Source organism: Paenibacillus sp. YSY-4.3 (assembly GCF_054767475.1).
Window position 1 is genome coordinate 144,527 of record NZ_BAABMC010000005.1, and the last position, 13,524, is coordinate 158,050.

The window sequence follows — 13,524 nt, forward strand, 5'->3', positions numbered from 1 at the left end:
TGCCGGAAGGGGAGAGGGAACATGGAGCTTACAGGACTATGGAAACTTCAGCATTTTGACGTAGGCCAAGCGAAGCCAATGGAGATCGCCGCGCCGGGCTTGGATGATCGCTTCTGGATCACGGGACAGGTACCGGGCGACGTTCATTCCGCGTTAATTGAACGGAAGATCATCGAACATCCGTATTTCGGGCATAACGATGCCAAGAGCCGCTGGATCGAGCAAAAGGAATGGTGGTATCGCACCCATTTTGACTACACCTGGCCGGAAGGCGAGGACGATCATCAACTTGAGCTGACGTTCGAGGGATTAGATACGTTTGCGACGATTTACGTCAACGGCCACGAAATCGGGACGACGCGCAATATGCTGATGGCGTATACGTTCAATGTTACTCGCGTCTTACGGCGCGGCTGGAACTGTATTGCGGTGAAGTTCGATCCGCTTTATTTGCATCATACGGACAAGGAACAGTTCCAGTGGTCGTCCTATACGAAAGAGCGCCCGTGGATTCGCAAAGCCGCGATGAATTACGGCTGGGACTGGGGGCCGCGCATGGTTACGGTCGGCATTTGGGGCAAGGTGATGATTGAGCGGAGAGTCCGCGCAAAGATTGACAGCGTATATGCGAGAACGACTGCGGCTGCTCAGGATCAGGCGACTGTGCGGGTCGATGTTGACGTGAAGGCGTATCGTAAAAAGCAGTTGTCCTACGACCGTGAAAGGGAAGAGCCGTTAAACGGCAGCATGCACCGGATGGAATGCGAAGTGCGCTTACTCAGCAAGGAAGGCGAAACCGCTGCCAGTTCGCGTTTTCCCGTGGAAGGCAAGCGTGGGGCGATAGACTTGCTTGTGCCTCAGCCGTGTTACTGGTGGACGCATGATTTGGGTGAACCTTATTTGTATGAGCTGGAAGTGCGGTTATTTGCGGACGGCGAGCAGATTGATCTACACCGGCAGTCGTTTGGAGTACGTACGATTGAGCTGGAATTGCACAACGAGGCGGGGGAGCCGTCCTTTGCATTCCGGCTGAATGGCGTGAAGCTGTTTGCCAAAGGAGCGAACTGGATTCCGGTCGATCATTTTATCGGGTCTGCCCCGGATTTGCGGTACCGTCACCTGATCGAGCTGGCGGTTGAGTGCAATATGAACATGCTTCGCGTATGGGCTGGCGGAATCTATGAGAAGGATGTATTCTACGACGAATGCGACCGGCTCGGGGTGCTGGTCTGGCAAGATTTTGCCTTCGCAAACGCGTTGTTCCCGGATTTCAACCGCGATTTCATGGATAATGTCCGGGCGGAAGTCGTCTATAACGTGAAGCGTCTGCGCAACCGGGCCTCGCTCGCGCTATGGTGCGGCAACAATGAAATCGACTGGCTGTACGACATGAAGTCGTCGGGCGGGGACATTACTTGTCCGTTCTATGGAGAGAGCATCTACCACGAGCTGATACCCGAAGTGCTAGAGGTCCTTGATGATAGCCGAGCGTACTGGCCGTCTTCGCCGTTTGGCGGCAATGATGCCAATGATCCGGATATCGGGGACCGCCATAATTGGCAGGTCTGGCACGGCTCCGTGTACCCGCGTAAATTCGGGGAAGCGCCGCTGCTGGATTACAGCGTGGAAGGTGTTACGTTTAAAAATTACAAGAAGGATTTCACATTGTTCAGCAGCGAGTTCGGCATGCACGCTTCCGCCAATCGCTATACGCTGGAGAAAAATATCCCTGATGGCGAGTTTTATTGGGGCAGTGTGGAAATGGCCTACCGGAACAAGGATACGAACCATCAAAAGGGCATTTTGTTGATGGAAGGATATACGGGTGTTCCTCAGACGATCGAAGAATACATGAAATTTTCGATGCTGACGCAGGCCGAGGGCTTAAAATACGGCATTGAGCATTACCGCCGCAACAAGCATCGCACCAGCGGTTCTTTGGTCTGGCAGCTCAATGACAGCTGGCCGGGGACGAGCTGGTCCGTCATCGATTATGAGCTGCTGCCGAAGGCATCGTATTACTACATGAAGAAGTTCTATCACCCGCTGCTGCTGTCGATCGACCATGACGCAGGGCAGCCGCTTCATGTGTGGGCGGTCAATGACTCACTGCAGGCTTATGAGGGCAAGGTGGCACTGAAGGTGTTCGATTTTGCGGGGGCAGAGGTGTATAGCCGTGTGTTCGCTGCATCGATTCCGGCCAACGCGGCCGTCCAGCTCGGCAGCTTGGCTGAGAGCGAGGTGCTTGGCGGCAAGGGAGCACAGGAGGTCGTTGTACAGTTGTCGTCCGAGGGCTTTGCAGCTCCAAGCAACTTATATTACCTGCGCGATCAGAAGGATTTGGACATGCCGGCTGCTGCTCTGCAGGTGCAGGTTGATGAGCAGGAGCAGACGGTAAGCATCACGGCGCAGAATCATTTGGCGCGGATGGTCGTCCTGGATGTGCCGCAAGGGCATGTGTCTTTCAGCGACAACTTCTTCGATCTGCTGCCAGGCGAGACGCGGACGGTTCGCATTCGTCATCTGGACGGTGAGCCGGTAAAGTTGGATCAGCTGCGGGTCAGTGCGCTGAATGGATGAACAGTAAGGCTGAATAAGCTGCAGTTTTGATTACGGTGAAAAAAACGGATTTGATCTCCATATCCGCAATCCGGTTTGATATTGATGGACAATACTTTCTTATGTCCATTGACTTCTACAGTAACTACGCCGCCGCTAGTACGCCGAATGGGACTGGAACACCGATATTGAATTAACATAGTAGGCCGGGCAAATGCCTCAAATCTAGAGACCGGGAGTCGATCCTGGTCTCTTTTTATTTGGGGATTGTATCCATCGCCATACGAACGGACCGAGGTTCCGCTATTTTCAAAAAAATCAGCAAATTTGGGTGCTAACGGACAGAGTTTCCGTTAATGATGCGAATTAGGCCCAACTTTAGGGTTAAAATGGGTAATAAGGTCCGCTGTGTCCGTAAGGCTTGCGAATAAGGAAGGGAAAGCGAAAATAACGCCTTTGGTGTCCGTTACGCTGTAGAACTTATGATCATGCGATTTTAAGTAAACTATGAGTGTTTTGTCGAATAATATCGATTTTTAGCGAAAATTAATCATTCACACCTTAATAATATGGTATGCTTACATCAATCTAGGGTAGGGTATTTTGCATTGCTCGGGATGTCAATTTCAATCCAGCGAGGGATGTTCGATGTTTGAGAGTTTGTTCAATAATTTCACGACTCTAACGACTTTTTTATTCTTCGGGAATATGTTCCGAACCAAATATTTGCTGAACAGCAGCCTGAACGAAAGAAGCAGACGCGTTGTGCTGGGACTTGCATTAGGTTTATTTGGCGTTGTGCTCATGTATTTTACTTTTCCTATTACGGACAATGTGTTCGCTGATTTTCGCCAGCTTCCGATATTGATCTCGGTATACCTAGGCGGCATAACCTCAGGAGGGATCGCGACCCTGATCATCTCGGTTTATCGGATGTTTTTTCTTCATGGGGTAAGTCATGTATCTATTTTCGGAGGAGGCCTAAATGCCATTGTCACGCTGCTTATCGCTATTTGCCTCCTTCGTATCCCGAGACTTTCATTTACTAGATGGCTAACCGCATTAGGCTTATGTATTTTGGCTTCGGATCTCGTTTATTATTGCACGCTGGAAGGAAATGACCGTATAGAGGCGCTTATGATATTCAGTGTTGTATTTGTCCTTGGCGGGGTCTTCACTTATTCGATGCTGCAATATTTGAAAAAGTCGGGGGATTCCCTCCGCGTCATGAAGGAGGCGGCTCACCGCGATTTTCTTACGGGGCTGTACAATGCCCGGGCCTTCGAAGTGCTGCTGCAGCAAAAAATAGAATCCTTCCAGCGGTATAATATCCCCTTTACTTTGCTTATGGTAGATATCGATCATTTCAAACAGGTGAATGATACCTACGGACATGCAGCAGGCGATGCTGTATTATCCCAATTTGCCGACCTGCTGCGTGATACGTTTCGTCCCGGTGATGGGATTGCCCGCAAAGGCGGAGAGGAGTTCGTCGTTATTGTGGAGGACTGCAATAGGGACAAGATCGCTAATATCGCTGAGCGTTTGCGGACCAATGTGGAGGAACAGCCGTTCCTGCTGCCGCAGGGATTAATTATTCATTTGACGGTTTCCGCGGGCAGCGCGACATACCCTGACATCGGAGAGGAGCAGCTGCTGGATTTGGCGGATCAAGCATTATATAAAGCAAAGGAATCGGGAAGGAATCAGGTCTGGCGTGCTGAACGCTAGGCCTTTTTTTTTGTGGAATACTAAGTTGCTGGAGCCGCCTTCACGTAGAAAGCGAGAAAGACAAATGTATGATTTATCCGTTTCGTTGGAACAATAACGCAGACTGAGTGGAGTTCTGTAAAAGATCTGCAAAGCGAAAGGATAGTATTCGATATGCCAACGAAGCGCAAAGATCAAAGGATGGAAGAATGGTTAGCCGGACAATTGACCGGTTTGATGGATTTCGAGGAGAGATCCTTGGGCAATTCCGACGACATAAAAATGATCTATTTGAAAAGCCTGACCGATTCAGATACGGTTAAACGCTTCATTGTCGTACCCAGCTATGAGATGGATGCCCAAGAGTATGAAAACTACATCTTTTCTTTTCCAGGGTGCGAGAAAACCAAGGATAAACAGCAGGTTATGGAGTTTGTCATGAAAGGCTATATTTTCATTCGAATCAAGGACAGCAGTTATTTGTTTGACGCGATGAAAATAGAGTTTAGCGGGATCTCCTCCAGCATAACGGAGGCAATCGTTCAAGGACCGAACGATGCCCTGACCGAGAATATCGAAATCAACGTCAATTTGATTCGCCGCCGCTACCAATCCAAAGAATTGAAGATCGAGCCGCTAACGATCGGCAAATTGTCCCAAACCACGGTTGTTGTGATGTACGACGATTCCCGGGTGGATAGGGAAGTTTTAGAAGAATTGAGGAAGCGTCTCTCTGATATACAGATTGATATTTTGCAATCGGCGGGTGAGCTGGAGAAGTACCTCAGTGAGCGAAAATATCGTATTTTCCCGACAACGGTCGTAACGGAAAGACCCGACCGGGTCGTATTCAACTTAACTAAAGGCAAGGTTGCTGTGCTTATGAATACGGTGGGTTACGCAGTGATAGCGCCATCTGTGTTCAACGACTTCTTCACGGCGATGGATGACAAAATCCAGCTTCCGTTAGTCGGCTTTTTCTTGAAGCTGATCCGTTACATCGGCCTTCTGATCACAGTTACTCTCCCAGCTTTCTATGTGGCCTTTACATCGTATAACCCGGAAATATTAAAAATTCAAATCACACTTCTAATCGCGGGCAGCCGGGCTGCCGTGCCGTATCCGTCCTTCATCGAAGTCGTATTGATGCTGCTTATGATGGAGTTTCTTATAGAAGCGAGCTTGAGGCTTCCGAAGGCGATCGGACCGACGGCGACGACGGTAGGTGGTCTCATATTAGGGCAAGCGGCAACTCAGGCCGGCCTGGTCAGTAATATCATGATCATTATCGTTTCGGCAGTCGCCATCTCCAATTTTGTCATCCCCTTGAATATGATGGCTTTTACTGTGCGTGTACTTAAATATTTCCTCATTTTCTTCGCGGCAACGTTCGGGCTAGTCGGCATCGTGGTAAGTACGGTGGGAATCGTGATGTATCTGTCGGGTATGCGCAGCTTCGGAAAGCCGTACCTGGAAATATTCCCGGTAAATTCCAATCGCGGTAAGGGAGATAAGCAGCATGGTTAATGAAAGGTATTTCTATTATTTATTTACGAGCCAAGCGTTAATTAACATCATTAATTTCGTGCCCCGCGTCTTGATCGACAACCGGTTCGAGGGGTCGCTGATGTCCATCTTGGTTTCGGTCCTACTGGGGACGACGCTGTTGGTCATATTTACGAAAATCATCAGCCATTTTCCCGGGGAGGGGCTTCCTGAAATTGTTAATGACACCCTCCCCCGGTTTATAGGCATTCCTTTGCTTTGCATTTTCGCCTTCCTTTGGTATGAATCCGGGGCTATCACTCTAGTGTCTTTTGTTGATATTACACTCCGTTTCATAAGCCCCGACGTATCTCCGTTCTTTGCACTCATTGGTTTTCTATTGCTGGTTACTATCAGCAGCCGTCTAAAAACGGAATCTATTTTGTATGCGCTCGAGACAACCTTGATCATTAACTGTCCATTGGTTGCTTATATGCTGTTCAAAGCGCTGATTAATCCGCATTTCAGCTGGGATGCTGTCATGCAGATCATCACCCATCTTTGGACTATGCCGAAATACAACTCTATTGCGGGCGCTTCCTTTATTTTTACCGGTTATGTGAACCTAGCCATTTTCAATCGCTCTTTTAAAAGCTTAAAGCTTAGGCATTTATGGATGATTCCGGTTTCCGGACTAATGGTCCTGCTAATTACGCTGCTTGTTCCCATTGGCTATCACGGAACGATCGGCGTAGAACATCAGGTATATACCTGGTTTTCGACGGCAGATGCTATTCGCAGTGAGTTTTTTATCGTGGAACGCGTGCTGTTCATATTTTATTTCAGCTACTTAGCCTTGTCGCTAGTTACTGCTGTTATTCATTGGCATATCGCTTTAGAATTAGTCAAAGGTTTTTTGATGAAGAAAAAGACGAAGGGATCAAAAGCAGCTTCGAATAAGGATTGGTGGATTCTTGGTCTGATGACGGCAGGAACGCTCTTGATGGGATTCTATTTTGATCAGGTGAAATTGACGATGTATGGACAGTGGTTTCTGAATGTGCGCCTGCCCGGAGAGTTGCTGCTGTTAGCTACGGTCTTTGTCGCATACCGGAGGAGGAAGAAGATAGCATGAGAAAAAACCTGTCGCTTGTATTCCTGTTATGCACGATGTCCCTGCTGCTAACAGGGTGCCTATTCAAGGATGTGGACCGGCGCGCGTTCGTATTGGGCTTCGGTATCGATTCCGTGCAAACGGAGGAAGAGGGCGGGCAAGGCGGAGAGAGAGGAGGAGAAGGAGAGGGAAGCAAAGGCAAAGGCAAGGGTAAGCATTTGGTCGAGGTTTCGCTCAAACTGGCTATTCCCGAAGGAGATCCGACAAAGCGTGATCAGCAAGCCATTGTTATTTCTCAAATTTCAAGCAGTATTCCGGAGGCGGTTCGCATGATGAAATCAAAGGTGGATAAAGAGCTGGATTTCAGCCATTGCAAGACGTTATTGTTCGGAGAGGGTTATGCCCGGGACGATATTTCTGAAATGATCGACTGGATGGTCAGGCGCAGGGATATTCAATTAATCGCTTATAACGGAGTAGCCAGACCTACTGCCAAGGAAGTGCTCGGCGTTCGTCCGAAAAGCGAGCGGGTTCCCGCATATTACCTCATTTTAAGCTTGGGGAAGGAAGGAACTGAATCACCTTTCATCGTCAGCACGTTCTCCTATAATTTACGGCGTCATTTGACGGAGCAAGGTCTGGATCCAATTCTTCCTATCGTGGAGAAGGAAGGGGAGGACACCCTTCTGATTAATAAAGCGGTGCTGCTGGATAATCATAGAATACGCGCCGAATTAACACCCGACGAGACAAGACTGTTTAACTTGCTAACCCAGCGACAACTACGAACCAGCTTCAATGTAGAAATGGATGGCAATATATACAGCTACAATATGGAAACTAACCGATCGAAATTCAAATTGACCAAATCGAATAAGGGCAAAATGGTCGTGCAGTATAAAGTTGGAGGCAGGGCGGTACTGGAGGATAATACCAAAGCTGTTGAAACGACAGGGCCAATTCTCAGAGCCGTTTCCAAAGCGGCCAGCGAGAAGTGGGAACAGGATATTAAGCAGCTTCTTGTCAAAGTCCATGGAACCGGGTTAGATCCGTTCGGATGGGGGTTAAGATACAGCGCTATGAATTGGAACAACGCTACGGAGATTGAGGAATGGAAAAGGATATACCCTGAATTGGAATTCAGCGTCAAGGCAGATGTGCAGGTAAAATTTTCGGGCATGATCCGTTAGAAGCAAGAGGGTTAAGCGGAAGTTACAATGCCAATAAAGAACCTCTTCCCCAGATAATCCGGGGAGAGGTTCTTTTGAGAATGCATCAAACCGGTTTGAGCATGTCATTCATCGTAATCGGCATGAATCACTCTTCCCCATCATAGCCGTTCAGTATGTCGATGCCGGGTACGATATCCGGGTCAGGGGCTGCAGGATCTGCGGGACTGTTCGCGGCGATTTCATCGGCATCGGGCACATCGGGAAAATCGCTGCTATCCCGCATACCTTCTACGTGTTCCCCAGAAGCAGTGTCGTCCTCGCTAAGCGCTTGGGTGATGCGGGTATCATGCGGAAGCAAATCGTCTCCAGGAATGTCGTTCTCCGGCCGGTATTCTCTCAATACCTGATATCGCTTATACTCATGATCAGCAGCCTCGGTCTTCGGATACTCGGAGTGCTCTGAATGTTCTGCCAAGGGGATTCCTCCTCATTATAGTATTCAGCCTTGAAGCTAAGCTCTTAATTGGAGTTTACCCCGAATAGCGATATTCAAACGGAAAGGAATTTTAAAAAATAATTGACACTCTTGGCATGAGTTAGAACATTGGAAAAACGTATTTTACGAGGAAGTACAGAAAGCCGAAGAACAGAATGATATATGCCGCATATTTAATGAACGTCGAAGCAACCCTGCTTGGCTCGGATTTCTGCTGAATGTCTCTTCTTTCTACGTCTACGTTACTCACTTCATTGCGTTCGCGAGGCTCATACATGGACTTTACCTCCTTATCCTCTCAAATTCGAAATCGGAAAGTTTGCTGCTTGTGTAATTTTTAAACGCCATGCCAGAGGTTGAAACAATTGCAAATGTCACATTTGTAGTTGACTTGATGCGGCCGGGACGACTACAATTTGCTTGACCACGTATGAGACCATGCTCGGATGAATGTACCAGGAGATGAGTAAACGCTTTGACTACGATTTATGATATTGCCAAGTTAACTGGCTTCTCGCCGACCACGGTATCCAAGGTGTTCAATGGCTATTCCGACGTTAGCGAGAAGACGCGCCGTAAAATCCTCGAGGCAGCGCAGCAGTTGGATTATGTTCCGAATGCTCATGCCCGGTCGCTGACGACCAAGCGTTCCTGGACGATCGGCGTACTGTTCAATGAATCGTCAGGGGCCGGTATTCTGCACCCTTATTTCGGCGGTGTCATTGAAGGCTTCAAGAAGGTGGCTACCTCGAAAGGCTACGATCTGATGTTCATTACGAAGGATATCGGAGGGAAGCCCAGCGGTTATCTGGAGCATTGCAAAATACGCGGCGTCGATGGTATCGTCGTGATTTTGCCGGACTATACCGACCCATATTTCCATGAGCTGGTTGAGGCGGACATTCCTTGCGTCCTGCTAGATTCCGATTCGGAGCATGCCAGCACGATCTATTCCGACAATATTCAGGGCAGCGAGATTGCCGTTGACTATTTATATTCGCTTGGGCACCGCTCCATCGCTCATATCGGCGGCGGACATTCCTTTGCCGGTGAGAAGCGGATGCAGGGCTTCATCGAAGCGATGCAGCGGCGCGGCCTGCCGTCTAACCCGGAGTTCATTGTGCAAGGCAGTTATGACTTTACCGTCGAGAGCGGACGGAAGGCGATGGAACAGCTGCTTCAACTGCAGGATCGCCCTACGGCCGTATTCGCTGCCGGGGATAATCTGGCTGTCGGCGCGATGATTGCGATGAGGGAGCACGGGGTAACCGTATCCACAGACATCTCCGTCATCGGCTTTGACGATATTGAAATGGCGAAATATTTGACACCCGCCCTGACAACGATCCGCCAGAATACATACGGACTTGGCAGCAGGGCCGCTAACATGTTAATCTATTCGATAGAAGGCCATAAAGAATTACAGCGAGATATGCTTCCGGTCGAACTGGTTGTACGCGATTCATGCCGCCCCTTGTAGTTATAGCCTGCTTGTTGGCCGGCTTGTTTTTTTAAACAAATCGAAACCGGTTTCGACCCTTTGTTAATCGGAGAATATCTTGGAAACAGATGGAATGAGAAACAAAATGATAAATGGAGGTAACAGCATGTCTAACTATTCATTTGACCAGGACGCATTCGTTATTAAGCAGTTCGATAAGGCGAAGCCTTTTTCCAGCTTCTTACCTGGTCTGGCTGGTTTAAAGGGGATTCCGATGTGGACGTTCTACGTCAACCGGGGCCAGGCGGTCTGCAGCTTCGGCATTCGCGACAAGAAGAGCCCGATTATGGAGTTCTCTCCGGCAAGCATCACGTACCAATCGGTATCATCCAAAGGCTTCAGAACCTTCATCAAGCGGGAAGGCGCTAAGGGAATCTATGAACCATTCCAAAGTGCGGCTCCGGATGCAGCGGCTGAGCGAAAAATGGTTATACTTCCGAACGAGATCGGGATTGAGGAAGTGAACAAGGAGCAAGGGATCGGAATCAAGATCACTTACTTCCAAATGCCTAACGACGACTATGCCGCTTTGGTGCGAAAAGTAGAGATTACCAATATTTCTGGGGAGCCCATGAAGCTTGAACTGCTGGACGGTCTGCCGGAAATTCTTCCTTACGGCGTGGAGAATGCCGGGTATAAGGAAGTCGGGAACCTGCTGCGGAGCTGGATGGAAGTATACAATTTGGACAATAACATCCCTTATTACCGCGTTCGCTCCAGCACGAGCGACAGTGCGGAGGTAAGCGAGGTGCAAAGCGGCCATTTCTATCTTTCGTTTGGACAGGACGGAAAGATCGTCAAGCCGATTGTCGATTTCCAGATCATTTTTGGCGATAATACTTCCTTGGCTTACCCGGATCGATTTGCGGAGCGCTCCCTCGCCGAACTGACAGCGGAGCCGGAGTATTGCACGAATAAGGTGCCATGTGGTTTCACGGGGGTATCCGCGCAATTGGCAGCTGGCGAGACGACTACGCTATATACGTTGATCGGGCATATCGAGAGCATTGAGCGCTTGAATGAGAAAGCCCCATCGATCGCTAGTCCTGCGTACATTGCCACGAAGCAGGCGGAGGCCGCCCAATTGACGGAGGAACTGACCGAAGATATCGCGACCCGGACGGCTTCACCGCTATTTGATGCGTACTGCCGTCAAAGCTACATGGACAACTTCCTGCGGGGCGGCTATCCGTTCCTGTTTGAGAACGGCCGGGACGGGTTCGTCATCCATTTGTATTCCCGCAAGCACGGGGATTTGGAGCGGGATTACAATTTCTTCTCGATCGCGCCGGAGTATTACTCCCAAGGGAACGGGAACTTCCGCGATGCCAACCAGAATCGCAGGAATGACATCTATTTCAATCCGCGCGTCGGCACGTTCAATATCGTGACATTCTTCAGTTTGATTCAGGCGGACGGCTACAACCCGCTTGGTGTTGAGGGAACGAGTTTTACCGTGCCGGAGCAGCAAACAGCTGGGCTGCAGGAGTGGCTGGTAACTTCGGTATCGAACCCGCAGATCGCCGAGAAACTGCAGGTCCTTTGCCTGGGCAAATTTACACCGGGCAAAGTTATTTCCACGCTGGCGGACAAGAGCGCAGGCCTAAGACGCAGCGAGGAAGAGATTCTGACGGGGATTCTGTCCTTGTCGGAGCAGAATATCGAAGCCGCCTTCGGCGAAGGGTACTGGTCGGATCACTGGACGTACAATATGGATCTCGTCGAGGGATATCTGGATATTTTTCCGGATCGCAAAGAGAAGCTGCTGTTCGGGGAAGAGGTATATACGTTCTTCGACAGCCCTGCACGGGTGCTCCCTCGAAGCGAGAAATACGTTATCAGCGGAACGAAGGTGCGCCAATACGGAGCATTGGAGCATGATGAGGAGAAAATGCAGAGGTTCGGCCTGTCCCTCAATGATACGAACTGGTTAAAAACGAAGCATGGTGAGGGCGAGATATTCCGCACGAACCTGTTCGTCAAGCTGATCTCGTTATCATTGAACAAATTCGCGACGCTTGACCCTTACGGCATGGGCGTGGAAATGGAAGGCGACAAACCGGGCTGGAACGATGCGATGAACGGCCTGCCAGGATTGTTCGGCTCCGGCATGAGCGAGACATTCGAACTGAAGCGGATCGTGAACCTGGTGATCGAGGCAAGCGGGATGTACGGCGATCGGCAGGTGGGGCTTCCAGAAGAGATGTATCAACTGCTTGAACGGGTAAGCCAGTTAGTGCAGCGTCAATTTGCCGGAGAACTTGAGCAGTTCAATTACTGGGATCAAGTGGCTGTGGCTCGCGAGCAGTACCGCAGTGAGATTCGCTTCGGAATCAGCGGGGAACTGAAGCAGATTTCACTTGCCGAGTTAGGTTCGATTTACAAGCAAATGCTGGGGAAAATCGATCAAGGCATTGAACGGGCCATTGAATTGGGCGATGGCCTGACGCCGACGTATTTCGTCTTCGAAGCGGTGGAATATGAGCATGTTACCGATGCACAGGGCAAGCCTGTCATTAGCGGCTATGGGCTGCCGAAGGCCATCGTGAAGAAGTTCGAAGCGAAGCCTTTGCCGCACTTCCTTGAAGGGCCAGCCCGCTGGCTGAAGACGATCGACGACAAGGCGCAAGCCGAGAAAGCGTATGAGCTGATCCGGCAGAGCGACCTGTTCGATAAGGAGATTCAGATGTACAAAACCTCGGTGAGCCTGAATGGCGAATCCCAGGAGATCGGCCGGATTCGGGCCTTTACGCCAGGCTGGCTGGAGCGGGAGTCTGTGTTCCTCCACATGAGCTATAAATATTTGCTGGCGCTGCTGAAGAGCGGGCTGTATGAGCAGTTTTTTGCCGAAATGAAGACGTCCCTTGTTCCGTTCCTGGATCCTGCGGTCTACGGCCGCAGTACGCTGGAGAACTCGTCGTTTATTGCTACGAGCGTCAACCCTGACCCGCATGTGCATGGCCGCGGTTTTGTAGCACGACTAAGCGGATCGACCGCAGAGTTTATCAGCATGTGGATCAAAATGATGATGGGCAGTCAGGTGTTCAGCGTCAAGGACGGCGGGCTGCAGCTGGCCTTTGAGCCGACTTTGCCGGGATGGTTGTTCGACGAGCAAGGGGAAGTCGCATTTAAATTCCTTGGCAACACTCAGGTGACCTACCATAATCCGCGTAAGGCGGATACGTTCGGCGCAGATAAGTCGGTAGTCGAGCGAATTCAGCTGACGAAGAAGGATGGTTCCACAGCCGACATCGCCGGTGGTGTCATTGGCGGCGAACTGGCGCATGAAGTCCGGAATGGCCAAGTGGCAGCGATCGATATTTACTTGAGCTGATTTTCTCAGCGTACATGTGTTATGTAGTATTTTATTGTTTACCAATGTTTGGCCTGTGTTGACTCGCCTTTTCATTTGAACTATTATATTTTCTATAAACCACGATGTGGTGGCGTGTTACCGTTTGCGGGCATGAGCCAAGGGGAAGCCTCT

The 13,524-nt window shown here is 49.8% G+C and carries 9 protein-coding genes and 1 pseudogene; 7 read left to right on the top strand and 3 right to left on the bottom strand.

Annotation, left to right across the window (positions count from 1 at the left end; genetic code table 11):
• Positions 1-21: 21 nt before the first annotated feature.
• Positions 22-2,580, top strand: coding sequence for a beta-mannosidase (locus tag ACYUJT_RS17400; protein ID WP_460324476.1), 2,559 nt, complete (start codon positions 22-24; stop codon positions 2,578-2,580).
• A gap of 47 nt (positions 2,581-2,627) precedes the next feature.
• Here the strand turns inward: ACYUJT_RS17400 and ACYUJT_RS17405 are convergent.
• Positions 2,628-2,714, bottom strand: a pseudogene (locus ACYUJT_RS17405) (YbaB/EbfC family nucleoid-associated protein); the annotation flags it as partial.
• Between the two features lie 493 nt (positions 2,715-3,207).
• Here ACYUJT_RS17405 and ACYUJT_RS17410 point away from each other — a divergent pair.
• The 4 genes from ACYUJT_RS17410 (at position 3,208) to ACYUJT_RS17425 (ending at position 8,058) form a co-directional block, all read left to right on the top strand.
• On the top strand, positions 3,208-4,290 hold the full coding sequence (locus ACYUJT_RS17410) for a diguanylate cyclase (RefSeq protein WP_460324478.1): 1,083 nt from the start codon (positions 3,208-3,210) through the stop codon (positions 4,288-4,290).
• A gap of 180 nt (positions 4,291-4,470) precedes the next feature.
• Positions 4,471-5,796, top strand: coding sequence for a spore germination protein (locus tag ACYUJT_RS17415; RefSeq protein WP_460324480.1), 1,326 nt, complete (start codon positions 4,471-4,473; stop codon positions 5,794-5,796).
• A complete protein-coding gene (locus ACYUJT_RS17420) occupies positions 5,789-6,889 on the top strand; it encodes an SLC5/6 family protein (protein ID WP_460324482.1) in 1,101 nt (366 codons plus the stop codon). The genes ACYUJT_RS17415 and ACYUJT_RS17420 overlap by 8 nt, the downstream gene beginning before the upstream one ends.
• A complete protein-coding gene (locus tag ACYUJT_RS17425) occupies positions 6,886-8,058 on the top strand; it encodes a Ger(x)C family spore germination protein (RefSeq protein WP_460324484.1) in 1,173 nt (390 codons plus the stop codon). The genes ACYUJT_RS17420 and ACYUJT_RS17425 overlap by 4 nt, the downstream gene beginning before the upstream one ends.
• Before the next feature lie 127 nt (positions 8,059-8,185).
• Here the strand turns inward: ACYUJT_RS17425 and ACYUJT_RS17430 are convergent, their stop codons facing one another.
• Both ACYUJT_RS17430 and ACYUJT_RS17435 read right to left on the bottom strand, forming a co-directional pair.
• Positions 8,186-8,515, bottom strand: a complete 330-nt coding sequence (locus ACYUJT_RS17430) for a hypothetical protein (RefSeq protein WP_460324486.1) — start codon at positions 8,513-8,515, stop codon at positions 8,186-8,188.
• 121 nt (positions 8,516-8,636) lie between these two features.
• Positions 8,637-8,813, bottom strand: coding sequence for a hypothetical protein (locus ACYUJT_RS17435; RefSeq protein WP_460324488.1), 177 nt, complete (start codon positions 8,811-8,813; stop codon positions 8,637-8,639).
• Between the two features lie 198 nt (positions 8,814-9,011).
• Between ACYUJT_RS17435 and ACYUJT_RS17440 the strand changes: the two genes are divergently transcribed.
• The gene (locus ACYUJT_RS17440) at positions 9,012-10,016 is read left to right on the top strand and encodes a LacI family DNA-binding transcriptional regulator (protein WP_460324490.1); all 1,005 of its coding nucleotides are present in this window, start codon (positions 9,012-9,014) and stop codon (positions 10,014-10,016) included.
• 127 nt (positions 10,017-10,143) lie between these two features.
• Positions 10,144-13,371, top strand: coding sequence for a cellobiose phosphorylase (locus tag ACYUJT_RS17445; protein WP_460324492.1), 3,228 nt, complete (start codon positions 10,144-10,146; stop codon positions 13,369-13,371).
• Positions 13,372-13,524: the final 153 nt, after the last annotated feature.